Origin of the sequence: Nonomuraea guangzhouensis (genome assembly GCF_019396345.1) — a bacterium.
GTDB lineage: Bacteria > Actinomycetota > Actinomycetes > Streptosporangiales > Streptosporangiaceae > Nonomuraea > Nonomuraea guangzhouensis.
Genome location: NZ_JAHKRM010000011.1, coordinates 153,128 through 170,923, shown reverse-complemented (window position 1 = coordinate 170,923; position 17,796 = coordinate 153,128). Strand labels below are relative to the sequence as shown.

Annotated in this window: 15 protein-coding genes; 9 read left to right on the top strand and 6 right to left on the bottom strand. The window is 67.8% G+C overall.

Annotation, left to right across the window (positions count from 1 at the left end; all coding sequences use genetic code 11):
- The first annotated feature begins 9 nt into the window (after positions 1-9).
- Positions 10-459 carry a MarR family winged helix-turn-helix transcriptional regulator gene (locus KME78_RS23955; protein WP_219531383.1) on the top strand — a complete coding sequence of 150 codons (450 nt, stop codon included), beginning with the start codon at positions 10-12 and terminating at the stop codon, positions 457-459.
- Between the two features lie 45 nt (positions 460-504).
- Complete coding sequence (locus KME78_RS23950) at positions 505-1,263, top strand: MBL fold metallo-hydrolase (RefSeq protein ID WP_219531382.1); 759 nt, start codon at positions 505-507, stop codon at positions 1,261-1,263.
- Here KME78_RS23950 and KME78_RS23945 read toward each other — a convergent pair.
- Complete coding sequence (locus KME78_RS23945; protein ID WP_246651754.1) at positions 1,260-2,000, bottom strand: N-acetyltransferase; 741 nt, start codon at positions 1,998-2,000, stop codon at positions 1,260-1,262. The genes KME78_RS23950 and KME78_RS23945 overlap by 4 nt on opposite strands.
- 75 nt (positions 2,001-2,075) lie before the next feature.
- On the opposite strand from KME78_RS23945, the gene KME78_RS23940 reads away from it, so the two are divergent.
- Both KME78_RS23940 and guaA read left to right on the top strand, forming a co-directional pair.
- Positions 2,076-3,569 (top strand): DUF885 family protein, encoded by a 1,494-nt coding sequence (locus KME78_RS23940; protein ID WP_219531381.1) that lies wholly within the window; start codon positions 2,076-2,078, stop codon positions 3,567-3,569.
- Between the two features lie 54 nt (positions 3,570-3,623).
- The gene (gene guaA, locus KME78_RS23935; protein ID WP_219531380.1) at positions 3,624-5,171 is read left to right on the top strand and encodes a glutamine-hydrolyzing GMP synthase; all 1,548 of its coding nucleotides are present in this window, start codon (positions 3,624-3,626) and stop codon (positions 5,169-5,171) included.
- A gap of 4 nt (positions 5,172-5,175) precedes the next feature.
- Here guaA and KME78_RS23930 read toward each other — a convergent pair whose 3' ends face one another.
- Positions 5,176-9,291, bottom strand: a complete 4,116-nt coding sequence (locus KME78_RS23930; protein ID WP_219531379.1) for a WD40 repeat domain-containing protein — start codon at positions 9,289-9,291, stop codon at positions 5,176-5,178.
- 135 nt (positions 9,292-9,426) lie between these two features.
- Complete coding sequence (locus KME78_RS23925) at positions 9,427-9,576, bottom strand: hypothetical protein (RefSeq protein ID WP_219531378.1); 150 nt, start codon at positions 9,574-9,576, stop codon at positions 9,427-9,429.
- A 99-nt stretch (positions 9,577-9,675) separates the two neighbouring features.
- On the opposite strand from KME78_RS23925, the gene KME78_RS23920 reads away from it, so the two are divergent.
- From KME78_RS23920 to KME78_RS64545, 3 genes are read left to right on the top strand one after another with little or no spacing between them, the layout of a single operon-like run.
- Positions 9,676-10,638: a hypothetical protein gene (locus tag KME78_RS23920; protein ID WP_219531377.1), complete on the top strand. Its 963-nt coding sequence runs from the start codon at positions 9,676-9,678 to the stop codon at positions 10,636-10,638.
- A complete protein-coding gene (locus tag KME78_RS23915; protein WP_219531376.1) occupies positions 10,635-11,207 on the top strand; it encodes an AAA family ATPase in 573 nt (190 codons plus the stop codon). Before KME78_RS23920 ends, KME78_RS23915 begins: the two co-directional genes overlap by 4 nt.
- Positions 11,208-11,225: 18 nt before the next feature.
- Entirely contained in the window at positions 11,226-12,683 is a 1,458-nt protein-coding gene (locus KME78_RS64545; RefSeq protein WP_246651747.1) for an ASCH domain-containing protein, read from the top strand.
- 23 nt (positions 12,684-12,706) lie between these two features.
- On the opposite strand, the gene KME78_RS23905 is transcribed toward KME78_RS64545, so the two are convergent.
- Together KME78_RS23905 and KME78_RS23900 are read right to left on the bottom strand one after the other, a co-directional pair.
- Positions 12,707-13,354: a response regulator transcription factor gene (locus KME78_RS23905; protein ID WP_219531375.1), complete on the bottom strand. Its 648-nt coding sequence runs from the start codon at positions 13,352-13,354 to the stop codon at positions 12,707-12,709.
- A complete protein-coding gene (locus KME78_RS23900) occupies positions 13,339-14,580 on the bottom strand; it encodes a sensor histidine kinase (RefSeq protein WP_219531374.1) in 1,242 nt (413 codons plus the stop codon). The genes KME78_RS23905 and KME78_RS23900 overlap by 16 nt, the downstream gene beginning before the upstream one ends.
- A 176-nt stretch (positions 14,581-14,756) precedes the next feature.
- Here KME78_RS23900 and KME78_RS23895 point away from each other — a divergent pair, with 176 nt between their 5' ends.
- Both KME78_RS23895 and KME78_RS23890 read left to right on the top strand, forming a co-directional pair.
- Positions 14,757-15,197, top strand: a complete 441-nt coding sequence (locus tag KME78_RS23895) for a hypothetical protein (protein ID WP_219531373.1) — start codon at positions 14,757-14,759, stop codon at positions 15,195-15,197.
- Between the two features lie 42 nt (positions 15,198-15,239).
- The gene (locus tag KME78_RS23890) at positions 15,240-16,184 is read left to right on the top strand and encodes a hypothetical protein (protein WP_219531372.1); all 945 of its coding nucleotides are present in this window, start codon (positions 15,240-15,242) and stop codon (positions 16,182-16,184) included.
- A 60-nt stretch (positions 16,185-16,244) separates the two neighbouring features.
- Here KME78_RS23890 and KME78_RS23885 read toward each other — a convergent pair whose 3' ends face one another.
- On the bottom strand, positions 16,245-17,558 hold the full coding sequence (locus KME78_RS23885) for a cytochrome P450 (protein ID WP_219531371.1): 1,314 nt from the start codon (positions 17,556-17,558) through the stop codon (positions 16,245-16,247).
- Positions 17,559-17,796: the final 238 nt, after the last annotated feature.

Here is a 17,796-nt window from a genome sequence, read left to right as displayed (position 1 = left end):
AATGCTGACATGGAGCAAGAAGAGACCGTAGGCGACCTTGACCAGTCGGTGGGCTACGTCCTCAAGCAGGTGCAAGCCTCACTGCACACCGCGATGGATGAGGTGCTGCGTCCACTGGGTCTCACCGTTGCCCAATACGCATGCCTCGAACTGCTCGGACGGCATCCGGGACTGTCCAACTCCGAACTCGCCCGCCGCGCCTTCGTCACCCGCCAGTCGATGAACCTCGTACTTCGCCGGCTCCAAGAGCGGGGCCTGCTCACCAGGCCTGATCACGCCGCTTCTGGGCGGGCCCTGCCCACCGAGCTCACCCGAGCTGGACAGTCGACGCTGCGCGAGGCCAGTGTCGCCGTGCGCGCCATCGAACGGCAGCTGTTCTCACCGTTGTCCCAGGAGCAGCAGCGTCGGCTACGCGAGGACCTCGCCGCCTGCGCGGCCGCTGCGATCGTTGGGATATGACCACTACCCCGGAATATCGCGTCCGGCGCGAATGTCGTGATCTCCATGGAGATTCGTTACGTGGGCGGCCCGACCGCGGTTCTGGAGATCGGTGGGGTGCGGCTGCTGACCGACCCCACGTTCGACCCGCCGGGTGACTACCCGATCGGGAACCGGGCGCTGGTCAAAACGGCCGGACCGGCGTTCGGGCCGGGCGACGCCGGGACCGTGGACGCCGTGCTGCTCTCACACGACCAGCATCCCGACAATCTCGACAAGGCCGGCCGCGCCTTCCTGTCCTCGGCGCCGGTGGTGCTGTCGACGGGGTCGGCGGCCGAGCGGATCGGCGAGCCGGTCCGGGCGCTGCCGAACTGGACGCACACCGATCTCGCCCGGCCTGGTGGCGGCGCGCTGCGGGTGACCGGCGTGCCCGCGCAGCACGGGCCCGACGGGAGCGAGCACCTGGTGGGTGAGGTGACCGGGTTCGTGCTGAGCGGCGAGGGGCTGCCGACTGTGTACGTGAGCGGGGACAACGCCTCGCTGGACGTGGTCAGGGACATCGCGGGGCGCGTGGGGGCGGTGGACGTGGCGGTGCTGTTCGCCGGAGGGGCGCGTACGCCGCTGGTAGGTGACGCGTACCTGACGTTGACCAGCGACGACGTGGCCGAGGCGGCCGAGATCCTGGGCGCCCGTCACGTGGTGCCGCTGCACTTCGAGCATTGGGGCCATTTCACGCAGGGCCGGGACACGCTGGTCAAGTCACTCGCCGGGCTCGGCGACCGCGTACACCTGCTGGAGCCGGGCGAACGGGTGACGCTCTCTTAGAGCGGATGGCTGACCCAGACGTTCGGCTCGACGTAGATGGCGTGGTTGTGCGCCACGTCGCAGTGCACGGGGTTGAGGGCGCCCGGGACCTCGACCGGGCCGGACCGGTCGAACGGCAGGCCGGTCCACCCGCGCCACTCGGCGAGCGTGCCCGGGATGACCATCGAGCGCGGCGCGACCTTGACGATCGTCGCGCCCGCCCGCACGTGCACGCGTAGCCAGGCGTCATGCGGCAGGCCGTCGTCCCGGGACCTGAAGGCGTACTCCGTCATGGGCGTGTGTGGTTCGAGGTGCTTCTGGTTCGGCCGGACCGGGGCCACGAGCTCGCGGAACCCCAGCCGCGCGGCCTGGTCGCGCATCGCGGCCAGCATCAGCGGTGACAGCCCCGAGCCCAGCAGGTCGGTCCTGACGGTGATCTCCAGCGCGGAGACGGCGTCCAGGGGGCGGTCCCGCTTGACGGCCAGCCAGCCGTGGCGGATCACCCCGTCCCAGCCGTCGTCGGGCAGCTCGGCGCCCCTGGTCGCGAAGGGGATCATGCAGGCTCTGGCCACTATCCGGCCGGGTTCGGCGTCGTCATCGGCCACCAGCACGTATTCGGCGTAGTCCGTCGCGGCGACCGGGTAGAACAGGTCGGCGATCGGGTCTTGGAGCATGAAGACGCGCCACGAGCTGTCCATCTCCCATAAAGCGGGCGCGAACTCGGGACGCTCGGCGAGCGTGGTGATCCGGAGGGACATGCGGATCATTGTCACATCTCTGATGATCTCTCGCTGGACTCCTCAAGATCAAAGGCGTGCGCTAGCGTCGGCGACATGACGGAACTCGACCCCAGGCTCCGTGCCATCACAGACCTGAACATGGCCGAAGCGCGCGAGGCGGGCGGCAGGCACGAGTACGACGGCAGGATCCAGGACCTGTCGCCGGAAGGCGTACGGGCCGGGCTGGCGCGGCTTGGCGAAGGCGCCGCACCGGCCGACCCGTACGACTCGGCGCATCTCCGGATCTTCGAGGACGGCCTGCGCACCCAGTTCGGCGAGCTGGAGCTGCATCGGAGCAACCCGCTGCCCCACCTGTCGAACCTCGACCTGGCCTGCTACGACCGCGACTACGCGCCGGAGGCCGAGCGCGAGGCCGCCAAGGCCGCGCACCTGGCGCTCTGGCCGGAGGCGGTGGCGAACGCGATCGCCGCGCTCGACCGGGTCAGCGCGCCCGTCGCGCGGTCGCTGGTCACGGCCGCCCAGGGCCTGGGTGCCGGTGTCACGGACCAGGCCGCGCTCGACGCGCACGGCCTGCTGGTCGCGCACGTCGAGCGGGCGGCGGCGGTCGGCGACCCCGACGCGTCGCTCGGCGGCGAGGCGCTGGCCCAGCTGATGGGCGCCACCGAGGGGCTCCCCGTCGATCTCGGATGGCTGGCCGAGCGCGCCGACGCCGAGCGCGACCGGCTCATGGCGCTGCTCACCGAGTCCTGCGCCAAGCTGGGGCGGCCGGGCGAGCCACCGCTCGACGTCGTACGCGAGCTGGTCAAGCAGCACCCCGACGCCGACGGTGTCATCGAGGCGGCCAGGATCGGCACCGAGAAGGCCATCGCGTTCACCCGCGAGAAGGATCTGGTGCCCTACCACGACGGCGAGTGCCTGGTCGGCCTGGCGCCCCCGTCGCGCCGCTGGGCGATGGCGATGATGTCGTGGAACTCTCCCGGCGAGCCGGAAGGTCCCTCCTACTACCACATCACCCCGCCCGACCCCTCCTGGCCCGCGCGGGACATCGAGGAGTGGCTGGAGGTCTTCAGCGACACCACCCTGCCTGCGATCAACGTGCACGAGGTCGCCCCCGGGCACTTCTCGCACGGCCGCGCCCTGCGCCGGGCCGGCTCGGACGTCCGGCGGCTGCTGCAGTCGATGGCGTTCGTCGAGGGCTGGGCGCACTACGCCGAGGAGCTGTGTGTCGAGGAGGGGTTCGAGGCCCAGGACCCGCGCTTCGAGATCGGCGTCTGGGTGGAGGCGCTGATCCGCGTCACCCGGCTGGCCTGCGCCATCGGCGTGCACACCGGCCAGATGACGGTCGAGGACGGTGCCCGGCGCTTCGAGTCCGACACGAACCTGTCCGGACCGGCCGCGCTGTCGGAGGCGAGGCGGGCCACGTTCGACCCCACCTATGGCCGCTACACCTGGGGCAAGCTGCTCATCCTCGACCTACGCGAGCAGGCGCGCAAGGAGTGGGGCGCCGGCTTCACACTGCAGCGCTTCCACAAGGCCCTGTTCGATCTGGGCTCGCCGCCGTTGGGGCTGATAGGCAGCATCCTCTAGGTTCACCCCCCGATACACTTGGAGCACCGCATTCGCCTTTGGGGGGTCCTCTCGGTGTCTGAGTTCGACACAGTGCTCGTCGTCGACTTCGGCGCGCAGTACGCGCAGCTGATCGCCAGGCGGGTGCGTGAGTGCCATGTCTTCTCCGAGATCGTCCCCTCGACGATGCCGGTCGAGGAGATGCTGGCCAAGAAGCCCAAGGCGATCATCCTGTCCGGCGGGCCCTCCTCGGTCTACGCCGAGGGCGCGCCCGCCGTGCCCCAGGGGCTGTTCTCGACGGGCGTGCCGACGTTCGGCATCTGCTACGGCTTCCAGGCCATGGCCCAGGCGCTGGGCGGCGAGGTCGCCCAGACGGGCGTCGCCGAGTACGGCGGCACCGACCTCGACGTGCTCAGCGAGGGCGTGATCTTCGCCGGGCTGCCCACCGCGCAGAAGGTCTGGATGTCCCACGGCGACAGCGTGGCCGCCGCCCCCGACGGCTTCACGGTGACCGCCTCGACCCTTCAGACCCCCGTCGCCGCCTTCGAGGACGCCGGGCGCGGGTTCTACGGTGTGCAGTTCCACCCCGAGGTGCTCCACTCCGAGCACGGCCAGGCGGTGCTCAAGCACTTCCTCGACGCGGCGGGCTGCCGTCCCACCTGGACCATGCTCAACATCGTCGAAGACGCCGTCGAGGCGGTCCGCCAGCAGGTCGGCGACGGCCGCGCGATCTGCGCGCTGTCCGGCGGCGTCGACTCGGCGGTGGCCGCCGCGATGGTCCAGCGGGCCATCGGTGACCGGCTGACCTGCGTGTTCGTCGACCACGGCCTGCTGCGCAAGGGCGAGGCCGAGCAGGTCGAACGCGACTTCGTCCGCGCCACGGGCGTCAAGCTCCGCGTCGTCGACGCCGCCGACCGCTTCCTCAAGGCGCTCGACGGCGTCAGCGACCCGGAGGACAAGCGCAAGATCATCGGCCGCGAGTTCATCCGGGTCTTCGAGGACGAGCAGCGCGCGATCATGGCCGACGGCCCCGTCGACTTCCTGGTCCAGGGCACGCTCTACCCCGACGTGGTGGAGTCCGGCGGCGGCACGGGCACCGCCAACATCAAGTCGCACCACAATGTCGGCGGCCTGCCTGAGGATCTGCAGTTCAAGCTCGTGGAGCCGTTGCGGACGCTGTTCAAGGACGAGGTGCGGCGGGCGGGCGAGGAGCTGGGGTTGCCGGCGGCGATGGTGTGGCGTCAGCCGTTCCCGGGTCCTGGTTTGGGGATCCGCATTGTCGGTGAGGTCACGCGTGAGCGGCTGGATCTGCTGCGGGAGGCGGACGCGATCGCGCGTGAGGAGCTGTCTCGGGCCGGCCTCGACCGGGAGATCTGGCAGTGTCCGGTGGTGCTGCTGGCCGATGTCCGGTCGGTGGGCGTGCAGGGCGATGGGCGGACTTATGGGCATCCGGTGGTTTTGCGGCCGGTGACGTCCGAGGACGCGATGACGGCGGACTGGGCGCGGGTGCCTTATGACGTGCTGTCGCGGATCTCCACCCGGATTACGAACGAGGTGCGTGACGTCAACCGGGTCGTGGTGGACATCACGAGCAAGCCGCCGGGCACCATCGAGTGGGAGTAGCGCATCACCTTGCCGTCGTCGGACGGTCACAGGGATGCTCGAGCTCGGCACCCAAGCCGTACTTGTCCCGTAGTTTCGCGGACAGCGATGTGACGATCATGCGGGAGCATAGTTCACGCATGAGATCCGTCGCCGCGAAGGGCGTATCCCAAGTGCGGCCCTTGTTGGCAGCGGCCACCAAATGAGTGCCATCTTTGCTGAAAGCCACGAGGATGGCGAGGTTTCCCAAGGAGTGGATGCGGAATTCCACGTACTTTCCCGTGCCGAGTTCCCACACTCTGGCCGTGCCGTCGGAACTTCCGGTGGCCAGACGGGTGCCATTGGCGTTGAAAGCGACAGCGGACAGATATTGTGACTGACCTTTCAGCTCTGTGACGACCAGGCCGGTGGCAACGTCCCAGATGCGGACCGTGCCGTCGAAACTGCCGGTGGCCAAGCGAGTGCCGTCAGGGTTGAACGCGACCGACATCACACTCTCGGCGTCGCTTTTGAGGGTGGTCACGGACACACCCGTGGCGACGTTCCAGACTCGGGCCGTGCCGTCCTCACTTCCCGTGGCCAGGTAGGTGCCGTCACGGGTGAAGTCCAGCGAGTTCACCGGTTTGGCATGGCCCATCAACTCTGCGGACTTGCCCGTGGCGAGATCCCGGAGATGTACCACACTGTCTGGACCGCCGATCGCCAGACGAGCGCCTTTGGCATCAAGGGCCAGCGCACCTATGTGACCTCTGAAGCCCGGGAGCTGGGTGACGGTCACGCCGGTCGCCGGGTTCCGAACACGGACGGTCCCATCGGCCGCAGTGGCCAACAGAGTGCCGTCGTGGCCGAAGGCAGCCGCTTCCACCAGCCCGCTCTTCAACGTGGCGACAGCCTGGCCCGCGGCGGTATCCCAGACGGAGTCCTCGGTGGCCAGACGGCCGCCGTCGCGGCTCAACGCGATGATGCCTTGCGGCAGCTCAGCGATGGGCGTGCCGGTGGTCGCATCCCAAATGCGCGCGGTTTCATCGCCTCCACCGGTGGCCACGCGCGTTCCGTCGTGATTGAAGGCCACCGAGAAGACGGCGTCGCTGTGTCCTTTGAGCTCCGCCAGAAGCGCGCCTGTTCCGGCGTTCCAGATCCGCGCGATGTCGTCGTAGTGCCCGGTGACCAAGCGCGTTCCATCGGGACTGAAAGCCACGGAGGTGACACCGCGCCCGATGCCCTTGAGCGAGACGAGAGGTCTGCCTTTCGGGGAACCGGCGCTGGTGTCCCAGATGGCGGCTCCGCCATGCTCATAGCCGGTGGCCAGCCGCGTACCGTCGCGGCTGAAAGCCACCTTGATGACCCCGGAGGCCGGATCAAGTGGGATATTGGTGTACTTGTGGGTGAGGGTGTGCCACACCGTCAGGGCCCCGGCGAAACCGATGGCCAAAAAGGTGCCGTCATGATTGAACGCCACCGAACCGGCGATGGGATGCTCGGCGATGACAGAGCCTGTGGAAGCGTCCAGGAGTGCGGTGCCGTCGGCCAGTCGTCTGCCGTCACCGCTGTAGGTGACCGGGGTGTCGCATGTGCAGGTTCCTTTGTGTACGGTGACGATCTTCCTGGTGTTCGTGTCCCAAACCCGGGTCACGCCGACGTTGCTTCCAGTGGCCAGCTGGGTGCCGTTGTGGTTGAACGCGACCGACGTAACCCATGCCTCATCTTTGAACTCGGTGACGGCCGCGCCAGTCGTGTCCCAGAGGCGTACCGTGTTGTCATCGCTGCCCGTGGCCAGACGCGTACCGTCATGGTTGAACGCCACTGACAGCACAGCCCCGTTGTGGCCCTTGAGCGAAGCCATCCCCGCGTACACCAATGCCTGATAGAGGCCGCCGTCCACCTCGGAGAGCTCTTCCCGGCTCTGCGCGGGCAGGAGGCCGCGCAGTCTCGCGGCGGCGGCCACGAGGAGACGACCGGTGGCTGGATCCTGGAGTTGATTGTTCGCGGCATCCGCGACCAGCAGCCGGACGAGCGCCATCTGGCGCTGGAGCTCCGCCTGCCGCCCCTGCCACACGGCCAGCGAGGTCGCGACCAGGGCCATCACCAGCAACGCCGACAGGCCGCCGATGACCAGCCTGCGTATGCGGCCGGACAGCTCGGATTCCTTGATGCCGGCCCGCAGGAAGTCCTCGCCGGCCGGAGCCGGCGCCGGCAAGCCTTGCGGATCCTGCTGCCATTGTGTCCGAAGGTCGAGCAATGCCGCCAATTTGGCGCCGCGATACAGGAATGCCCTGTCGCCGTGCTGTGCCCAGTCGGCGGCGTCCTTGTCGAGCTGGTCGATGAGGACCTTGGCCGCGAGGTGCGGTTCGATCCACTGCTTGAGCCTGGGCCACGCGGTGAGCAGCACATCGTGGGAGATCTCCACCAGATGGGGCTCGGCCTGGGGTTTCGGATCGGCCGACGACTCGCGTACGTCCCCGCTCACGGTCATCAGCCGCTTGTCCATGAACCGTTGCAGCACAAGGTCGACGGAGGCGGGATCATCCGGTGCTGCGGCGTACGTGTCGGTCTTCGGCAACGGACGCCGCGTAGCCGATTCGGGCCCCGACACAGAGACCATGCGGAGAAAGAGAGCGCGGGCAATCACTTTCTGCGGCTCCGTGAGGCTCGTGTAAACCTCCTCGGCACTCTCCCTCACCGCGTTCGCGACCCCGCCCACCCGATCATAGGCACGTATGCTCATCCGCCTCGGCGAGACCTCGTACGTGCGCCGGAGAGCCTCCGAAAGCAGCGGCAGCGCGCCGGCATCGTACTCACCCGTGCCGGACGTACGAAGATCTCCCAGGATGGTGGTGACGAGGCCTTCTTCTGTCTCCAGCCCCGCGGCAGCGGCGGGACCGGTTATCGCGCGACGCAACTCAGCCCCGGTCATCGGCCCGACCACGAACAGCCCGTCCGCCAAAGCGGAAGCGAGGGGCGGGTACGCGGCCATCCGATCCACGAAGTCGCCGCGGACCGCGACGATCACCACCGCGGGCCCTCGCGTCATGGCATCCAACGCGGCGACGAATGCCTCGCGCTCTTCCTCCGCCGACTCTTCACCGAGTGTGAACAGCTCTTCGAACTGGTCGACGATCAGCACCATCCGCCGCTCGCCACGCCGGTCAGCGTGCCCCCGAGAGGCATCGGCCAGTACGGCTTGCCGTGCCGCCGACGCCGCTTCCTCGGGCCGTTGGGCCAGCCGGTCACGGAGTGTCGGAACGTCGAGTCCGACCGGGGTGGCCAGGACCGTCGCGAGCTCGGTGAGTGGATCCCGCGTGGGGGTGATGAATTCCTGCCGCCACTTGTCGGCCCCGGGCGGGTTGCCATGGGACAAGGCAGCCATCAGCCCGGCACGCAGCAAGGAGGACTTGCCCGCGCCCGAAACTCCCGTCACGAGCAGCAGCCCCGAACCGCCGGCCTTGGCGCGCACCGCGGCTATCAGTTCGGCGGTGCGCTGCTCGCGCCCGTAGAAAACGTCCGCGTCGCTCTGCCGGAACGGCTGCAGTCCGCGGTACGGGCAACCCCCGCGCCACCGGACTCTGGGATGCTTACCACCGGGTGAGCCAGGCCGGGAACGCGCGATCTCGGTCACCTGCTCGCGGATCAGTGCCAGCTCTGCCAGCTGCTGCTGGGAACTCTCCGCCCCGAGGCGGAGCAGCGAGCCCTGGCGTGCCTGCTCCTCACTCAGCTGATCGAGGTCTCTCACTATGGACGTGAGGATGAAGTCCAGCTCGTGGTAGTGCGAGGTGACCAAGCGCAGGGCGTACTCGATGTCTTCGCGCAGCTCCGCCCCCTGGCTGCGCATCGTTTCCAGGACCACCCCTCCCGCATCGATCTTCTTCAGTACTTCCGCGATCTCGCCGCTCAGCCGCTCGTCACCGACCGCGAGTCGCGCTTCAAGCTGCTCGGCCAGCATCTCTTCAAAGGCCGCGGGATTGTCACGTACTCGATCGATCGTCCGCAGGATGACATCGGTCAGGGTGTTGGCGCCCACGTTCGTCAGCACATCGAGCCCCGCGCCCGGCAGGGGCAGGTGCCCTTCCCCGAAACCGGCGAAGGCGCCCGCGCAGAGCAACGCGAGGACAGCGGGTGGGGCGGCCTTACGTATGCCGCGCACCAGTCTGGCTCTCAGGCCGGACCGGAGCCGGTCAACCTCATCGGGGGACACATCGCGTTGTAACACGGCGTGCAGCTCTCTGGCCAGGATCGGTTCGGAGCTGCTGCGTCGTCGGAGTTCCGGCGTCTCGCAGGTTCAGCCCCAGCTGGGCTTCTGTGCCAGCGCCCACTCCCAGTCGACGGTCTTCGCCCAGTCTCTGAAGGAGTGCCAGCGCACGTCGGGAAACTCCGCGTGCAATGCGGTGATGTCCGTGTGCACCGGGTTGTCCTCGAAGCTCTGGAACATTAACAACTCCGGTGATCAGAAGACCGTCGGACCAGAACGCTGGGCTTTTTCTGGGCGTAGCACTGGGCTTTTTCTGGGCATGTCTGGGATGCTAGACCCATGATGACCAGATCTGGAACGACGGCGGGGGCCCCAGCACCCACCGCCTCCGTCGCTGTCCTGGCCGGAGAGTTCCGGGTGCTGGTGCGCGCTGGGCTGCCCGTCCGGCTGGAGAAATGCGGACCACACCTGCTGGAGTTGCGGGGAGTCAAGGCCCGCTCGCTCCAGCCCAACGTGGCTGACAGCCGGGCGCGGGCGCTGGACGCTCTGCTGCGCGAGCAGCTGGACCGGCTGGAGAATGCCGAGCTCGCCGAGGCTGCTCGGCTGCTGTTCGGTGCCGAAGCGTCCACCTCGGGGGCAACGCTGACTCTTCGGCGGACGGCAGCCGCCCGCGCCGCCGGGTATGAGGTGCACCATTTCCGCAAGCGGATCGAGCCGAAGCTGCTGGAACTGCTGGCCTGGCAGTTGCGCAAGGACAGCGAGGACTTCACCACCCGGCACGCCGAACCACCCGCACTGCACGCGGCCTCCGGACCCATGATGCTGCCGGCGGACGTGTTCGCGTGGGAGGCCGCCGAACACCAGCAGGCCCTAGCCATCCTGTGGGGGGCGGTCTACCTGCTGCGTGCCCAGCTGTTGACGGTCGCGCGGCTGGTCAGTATGGATGCCGCCGAGCATGACCAGGATGCCGCCGCCGACCGCGCACTGTGGCGACATGCCCTTGTCCTTCACGCCGCCAAGGCTTACCGGGCTGCCTATGGCGCGGTATTACTGCACGCGGCCGCCGAACTCGGCCCCGAACACCTGGCCGCTTCTGCCGGATGGACGCCCTGCCTCACCCCCAGCCAGGACCTACTGCTGACCGAGCTGGCCGAACCTGAGCAGGGCCTGGCCGACTTCACTGCCCGCATGGCCGCCGTCGACGGTGGCCCTGACCTGGTCGCCGCCTGGCGGCGAGCATTGACCGGCCGCGCGGCACCAGCCCACGCCCGTCCCGACCACGAGCAAGGACAATCAGCATGAGTCTCGACCAGCTTCTCAATCCCCGCACACCACCCCGCCGTTACGTCGTCACCGGCGGCCCGTCGGCAGGCAAGGAAGCGGTGATCGCCGAGATACAGAAACGAGACATCCCCTGCACCGAAGGAGAACCAGCCCGGGAGATCTATCGCCAGCACCGCGAGCGCCTGGGCCGTCACCTGCAGGTCGGTGACCGGCGCGCCTACTCCCGCGACGTCCTCGCGGCGTTCGTTGCCGAGTTCTGCGACCACAAGGCCGGGCTGCACTTCTACAACCGCGCCATCCCCGACGGGTACGGCTGGGACGCCTTCTTCGGCCTCGGTCCCTATCCCGAGCTTGAGGAGGCCACCCGCATCTACCGCTACGACGCGGTGTTCGTCCTGGACCCGCTGGACGATTTCGACTCCGAGGACGACCTGGTGTGGGCCAAGGAGCGGGAGATCCGCCGCGTTCACGAACTCATCATCCAGGGCTACTACGACGCCGGCTACCGACCGATATTCGTCCCCGCCGACGAGCCCGGCCGCCGTGTGGACTTCATCCTCGCCCAGCTCCCCGTGCCCACCGCCTGACCGGAAGGGTGTGACGTGATGAACGGTCGTACCGACTCCGTGGGGATCATCAGTCCGAACAACGTGCTGGCCAACGCGATGCTGCGCAGCGTCGACATGGTCCGGCCCCGCCTGCAGGCCACCAACCCCGACCGGGTCGCGTTCTGTGTCGGCACCCAGATCAATGGCGCCCCGCACCTGGGCACCTCGCTGGTGCAGACGGCGGCGTTCCTGCTCGCCAAAGCCACCAAACGGGCCTTCGGCGTCGACACCGTCGTCCGCTTCGGGGCGCTGGACAACGCGCCCTACGAGGTGATCCTCGACCCGGAAACGCACCACGCCTACCAGCAGACCTATGCTCACGCCCTGGGCGCCGACGGCGTCACCGACCTGATCGACAAGTACTACCGGGGCATGTTCGACTCCCTGGCCGATGCGACCGGCGTCGACTACGAGATCGAGACCTACACCAGCCAGCAAACCGACCCCGCCTTCCGGCACGAATTCCTCGCCACCCTCGGCCGCCTGGACCAGATCCGCTGGCCACTGGCCCCCTCTCACGGCCAAGTCCACCTGCGGCTGCCATGCCCGCAGTGCGGGTGGGCTGAGAAGCGCGCCGAGCGTACCCGGTTGCTGCGCACCGGGTCGGGCGGTGCCGACTTCGCCGCGGTGTGCACCGACCACGGCGAATACGGGATCGCTGTCACCGCCGACACCAGCGCCTACCTGGACCTGGCCACCCTCTATCGCAACTTGATCAAAGAGAGGCTGGCCGCTCGCGACAACGTCACCTTGTCGGTGATGGTCAAGGGCGGCGACTGGGCCTACGGCTGTCAATTGGTTGACGAGGCCTTCGCCCAGCTGCCCGGCCTGGCTCCGCCGCCCCGCATCTTCACCCCGATGGTGCTCACCGACACTGGCGCGAAGCTGTCCAAATCGTTGATCCGCGATGGGAAAGTTCCGCCGCCTCCTGGCATCCATCCCTGGATGCTGGACGTCACCGCGTGGGCCGGTGATGTCGACTCCTACGTCGATGCCATGGTCTGGCTGGTCGGCAAGATGCTGGCCGACCCCAAGCACTTCTACCGCAGCTACACCACTCAGGAGCTGGACCGGATCATGACCACGAGGCCCGCACCGACGGCGGGCGTGCGAGCCCGCGAGATGAATCTTTACCGCCGATACTTCGACCTGGTCGCCACTGGCCGCAAAACAATCGAGGTCCGCGTCCAGTACCCCAACCTCCGCACCCTGAGGGCCGGCGACCACATCCGCTTTGTCTGTGGCCGCGACGACGCCCTCACCCGCGTCAAACGCGTCGCCCGCTACGCCTCGTTCGAGGAGATGCTCGACACCGAAGGCCCCGCCAACGTCAATCCCGACAGCCCCCGTGACCAGCAACTCGCCAACATCCGCCGTATCTATGGCCCTGAGAAAGAAGCTCTCGGGGTCCTGGCCATCGAGATCGAACTTCTCGACCCACCCGCGAACCCCTGACACCTGCCGACCACCCTCTCGTGTCAGGGCTGGTTCAGATAGGTGAGGACGGCGAGCACGCGGCGGTTGTTGTTGTCGTCATCGGTGATGCCGAGTTTGCCGAACAGGGAGGTGGTGTACTTGCTGATGGCGCTCTCACTGAGGAAGAGCCGCTGGCCGATGGCCTGATTGGACAGTCCTTCCGCCATGAGGCTGAGCACGGAGTGTTCGCGTTCGGTGAGTTGCCCGAGTCGCCGGTTCGAGGAGCCGCTGGACAGCAGTTTGGCGATGACGGCCGGGTCCATGGCGGTCCCGCCACTGGCGACGCGTTCCAGGGCGTCGATGAACTGGTCGGCGTCGAACACGCTGTCCTTGAGGAAGTAGCCGATGCCACCGGAGCCGTCGGCCAGGAGCTCGCGGGCGTACAGCTGCTCGACGTGCTGAGAAAGAATCAGGATCGGCAGTCCGGGCACCTCGCCGCGGGCGGCGAGCGCGGCCCGCAGGCCCTCGTCCGACTGGGTCGGCGGCATGCGGACGTCGACGATGGACACGTCCGGCCGCCACCTCAGCAGTGCGTCGAGCGTCTCGGGTCCGGTGGTCGCGGTCGCCACCACCTGGTGTCCGTACGCCTGGAGGAGGCGGACCATCCCGTCGCGCAGGAGGTAGAGGTCTTCGGCTACAACGATGCGCATGGCACCACCATTCTCGCGCGGGTCGGACCGCCTGCCGGGCTGGTGATCTCCAGGGTGCCGTCGAAGACCGCGAGGCGGCGGTGCAGCCCGTCGAGTCCACCGCCGGCTCGTACGCCGGCTCCGCCCCGGCCGTTGTCCTCGACCTCGACGACGATGCCGGTGTCGTCCCGGGCGATGGAGATGCGCGCTCGGGTGGCATGGGCGTGTTTGACCGCGTTGGTCAGCAGTTCGGCGACCGCGAAGTACAGGGCGGACTCGATCGGCGGCTCCAGCCGGGGCTGAACGTCGGCGCTGACCGTCGTTTCGAGCGGACTGTCCAGGGCGAGAGCGCGAACGGCATCGATGAGCCCTCGCTCGGTCAGCACTGGCGGGTTGATGCCCTTGACCAGTTCGCGGAGCTCGGTCAGTGACGTGGTGGCGCCCGCTCGTGCTTCCCGCATCAGCGCCTTGGCCTGGTCGGGGTCGGTTTCCATCAGTTTCTCCGCGGTCGCCAGAGAGAGCCCGAGCGCGACCAGACGGGCCTGCGCTCCGTCGTGCAGGTCCCGCTCGATCCGGCGGATCTCGGCGGCCTGCGCGATCGTGGTGTCGGCGCGCTGGGCCGTCAGCTCATCCACCCGGTCGGCCAGCGTCATCGCGGGCGACGGACGCAGGAAGCGGACGGCTACCGGCTCGAGGGCCCGCCAGGCGTACGGGGCACTGGCGACGGCCACGACCACGCCGGCGACGCAGACGATGGGCGACGACTGGAACAGCCCGAAGACCGCTGCCGCGGCTCCGGCCGGCGGGACGGCGGCGACCACGCCCGCGGTGATCGGTGCGATCGCGGTGAATCGCAGGTCACGCCAGATGGCGGGATCGCGCCACCGGGTTCGCCATTGCTGATCTAGGCGGGCGTCGCGGCTGGTGCGCTCGTAGGAGTGGCCGTTCCACCAGTAGCCGGTCGACATCTGTGTGATCGGACCGGGCTGCCGGTATGCGGCGGGAATGACGGTGCCCGTCCACTTCGCGACGAGGGAACGGGCCATCCGGCACGCCGGGCGGGCCAGGGCGAACGTGCCGATACATGCCCACAAGAACGGCGCAATCCCCGACCACGGGTTCCCGCCCCACCACCAGATCCACAGCCCTGCGGCAGCGGCCCACACCGCCGGGACCAGCATGCTGACGACCACCACGACGCACGCGCGGACGAACCCCACGGCGACACTCGCCACCCACTTTTGCATGACTCTTCCTTCTCACTTCGGTGCTTTCACTGTGCACCGCACAGAGCCGTGTCCCCGCCAGATCGGCGGTGAAGTGGGTCTAGCCCCACCCACCTGTACGTCCAGCCGCATACCGCACCACCTGTCGCGCTTCCTAACGTCGACACCACTCCAGACAAGACGAGGAAGAAGCCATCATGGAAACTCCTGACCGCACCACCGCCGAGGCCGGCTACGTCAACCACCCGCACACCCAACAGGCCTTCGGCAAGGTGAAGAGATTCGTCGCGGTCTATGGCGCGTTCAGCGTCGCCGTCCTCATCGTGATCGTCATCCTCTCGGTCACGGGCCGTGAGGTGACTTCGTTCATGTGGGGGCGAACCGGTGGGATGTTCGCGAGCGCCGTGGTGACGTACTGGCTGGCCGTCCTCGCCTCACGGGGAGCGCGATGGGCTTACGTACGCGTGCGCATCATCTCGGTCATCGTGCCGATCGCGATCATCGCCATCGACGGCATTCCCGGTGCCCTGCCGCTGTGGTTCGTGGCGTTGCAGGTCGCAGGTGCTCTTGCTCTCGTACCAGCCGCGTTCATCGTCAACCGATCCGAACTGCGCGCCGCCTTCCCCAAGGCGCGCTGACCACCGGGGCCACTCTCCCAACTACCTGGTCAAATTCCCAGTTTGCGCAACATCGCATCTCATCGCCTCGAAGATCGGATAATGGTGATGGTGAGGACAAAGGGGGCGTTAGTCGGTCTGGTGGTCGGCATTGCCGCCGCCGCCGTCGACCTGGACTCGATCGCTCAGGAGCGCGAGCTGGGGACGGTTTTCAACAACCTGGTGATCCTAGTCATCCCTTTCGTGGTGGGCGCTGTGCTGGCACGCCTGTTACGGATGCCGCGCTGGGGTGGCGTCGCGGTCGTCGGGGGCGTCGCAACCGTGATCTTGGACACTGTCTTGATGCGCTTGGTGCCCGATCACCGGCTCTTCGGGTTCGATGAGCGGCTGACGACCGGCGTGTACGTGCTCGCGGCGGTGGTCGGCTTCGTCGCGGCGGCCTGGTGGGTGGGCGAGAGCGGGGCTTGGTGGGTCCGGATCACGATCTCCGGATTGCTGGCCAGTGTGCTGGTGGCCTCGGGCGCCATTCAGGAGCCCTATAGGCGTTGGCAGGAGGTGCGGGCCTTCGAGGTGGCGGGCGTTCCCTTGCTCGCCCCGCGGGCGCCGATGGGTTTGTCCCTGTACGCGACCGAGGTGTCACCGGGTGAAGGGGAGGACGGCAGCCCTGTGGTCTTCCTCGAGTACGGCCGCGGGTCCGGTTCGCGGGTCCGGTTGTTCATCCGTCCGGGTACGGTCGCCACACCCGAGGCCGCCTGCGTCGATCCGTACCCGACCGGCTCGTGGGGCTATGAGAGCAATCCCTGCCGATCACTCGGCGGCGATCGATGGGTCAGGAGGGACCCCGACGGCGAAATTCTGGTCGTCGCCAGGCATGCGCGGGCCCTCGTGCAAATCGAGGGTGAAGCCGTGCCCGAGGCGGAGCTCATCGCCGCACTCGGCACACTGCATCCGATTTCGGCCGCCTCGCTGGTGAGCTGTCCCGCTGCAAAGCCCGCGTGTACGCTCTGATCTGGGCTTTCTCCCGCTCACCCCCGGTCGTCGAACTCGCCCGCTACTAGCCAGGTCGGCCTACTCATCGATCGGCGTGAGGATCAAGCGGGCGTTGTCCCTCGATGGACGGGTCATCGCGTATCGGGCCGCCTGGCCGCTATGGCCGTCCGGGCGGCGAAAGGCGGTAAACCGCTGCGCCAACATAGCCAGGATGAGAAGCCCGGTCATGGTGGCCATGTCCTCACCGATACATTTCCGCTTTCCCTCGCCGAACGGCAGATAAGCGGCCCGTTGCTCGTGGTCGAGCCTGTCGGCGAATCGGCCGGAGTCGAAGCCCGCCGGGCCCGGCCATCGGGCTGGATCGCGGTGCGTCGCATAGGGGGCGATGATGATCTGGTCGCCCACAGCGAGCCGGTGCTTACCCAGTTGAGTCTCTGCCTTGACGTTGCGGAAGAACATGGGGAACGCGGGATGCAGGCGCAGCGACTCCTGCAGCAGAGCCTGCGCGGTGACGAGCCGCGGAAGGTCCTCCAGCGTAGGGGTGCGGTCCGCGCAGACATTGGCCACCTCGGTCCGTAGCCGGTCCAACTGATCCCCTCGCTCGGCCATAAGCACGCACGCCCACGACAGCACGGTTGCCGTGGAGTCGAATCCCGCCATCAACAGCGTGAAGACCTGGTCTCGTACCTGCCGGTCGCTCAGGCGGTGACCGGTCTGCGGATCGGTGGCGGTCATCAGCTGCCCAAGCAGGTCACCGGCCTCGGTGCCCTGATCCCGGCGCGCGGAGATGATTGACCTGACTCTGCCGTCCAGCGCCGCGATGGCCTTTCGATAGCCGCTCGCCCCGGGTGCCCAACGCGGGAGGAAGATTCGCCCCGCCATGCCGTCGAAGACCGGCAGGGCGAGCTTCGTGAGCTCGGCCGTGTCGACTGCGCTCCCCAGCGCATGCCGCATCAACACCTCGACACTCAGCAGCTTCAGCTCGCTGAAGAGCTCTATCGGACCGCGCAGATCCCATGCGTCCATGCGGCTCCGCCAAGCATCGGCCGTCAACTCCATTACGGTGCGCAGTTCGGCTCGGCGAAAGGCGGGATTCATGATCTGGCGCAGCAGGCGCCAGGTCGCCTCATCGTTCACCGTGAACAGGCCATCCTCGCCCAGGGCATCGGCGATGATCCGATAGATGGGCCCGCCCTTGTCGAACTGTGTCGCGTCGGTGACCAGAATTCGATGCAGGCACTCGGGATCGCTCACCACCCAGAACTTCCGGCGCCCCGGGATTGGCAGCCGGGCAACTCCTTCGTGTGTGAGCGCCAGCCGGGTACACAGCACGACCGGGTCTCGGCGTAACAGCGCCGCGACCACCTCGGGCAGGGACGGCTTCGTGGGCATACGCTGCCTCCTAGGCAGTGACACTTCGTGATCTTGCTGTTGAGGCCACATGAGTACGGCCACCCCGTGATCATCAGTGAGTTCGAGCGCCTGCTCGTACTCGAGACCGGTGAACCGCTGGGCTTCTTGACTTGCACCGTCGTTGGCTGAGAGCTGCGGCTTCATCATCTCAGAGCGGGGCGGTGGTGAAGGAAGACGACATCACGATCATCTCCGTGGGCGCCGTCGACGCAGTCGG

Coding starts and splice junctions, on each gene's coding strand:
- KME78_RS23925 (WP_219531378.1), bottom strand. CDS start 9,576: ATGTTCCAGAGCTTCGAGGACAACCCGGTGCACACGGACATCACCGCA.
- KME78_RS23905 (WP_219531375.1), bottom strand. CDS start 13,354: ATGCGCATCGTTGTAGCCGAAGACCTCTACCTCCTGCGCGACGGGATG.
- KME78_RS64545 (WP_246651747.1), top strand. CDS start 11,226: ATGAACGGTCGTACCGACTCCGTGGGGATCATCAGTCCGAACAACGTG.
- KME78_RS23895 (WP_219531373.1), top strand. CDS start 14,757: ATGGAAACTCCTGACCGCACCACCGCCGAGGCCGGCTACGTCAACCAC.
- KME78_RS23955 (WP_219531383.1), top strand. CDS start 10: ATGGAGCAAGAAGAGACCGTAGGCGACCTTGACCAGTCGGTGGGCTAC.
- KME78_RS23885 (WP_219531371.1), bottom strand. CDS start 17,558: ATGCCCACGAAGCCGTCCCTGCCCGAGGTGGTCGCGGCGCTGTTACGC.
- KME78_RS23900 (WP_219531374.1), bottom strand. CDS start 14,580: ATGCAAAAGTGGGTGGCGAGTGTCGCCGTGGGGTTCGTCCGCGCGTGC.
- KME78_RS23920 (WP_219531377.1), top strand. CDS start 9,676: ATGATGACCAGATCTGGAACGACGGCGGGGGCCCCAGCACCCACCGCC.
- KME78_RS23950 (WP_219531382.1), top strand. CDS start 505: ATGGAGATTCGTTACGTGGGCGGCCCGACCGCGGTTCTGGAGATCGGT.
- KME78_RS23915 (WP_219531376.1), top strand. CDS start 10,635: ATGAGTCTCGACCAGCTTCTCAATCCCCGCACACCACCCCGCCGTTAC.
- KME78_RS23945 (WP_246651754.1), bottom strand. CDS start 2,000: ATGTCCCTCCGGATCACCACGCTCGCCGAGCGTCCCGAGTTCGCGCCC.
- KME78_RS23940 (WP_219531381.1), top strand. CDS start 2,076: ATGACGGAACTCGACCCCAGGCTCCGTGCCATCACAGACCTGAACATG.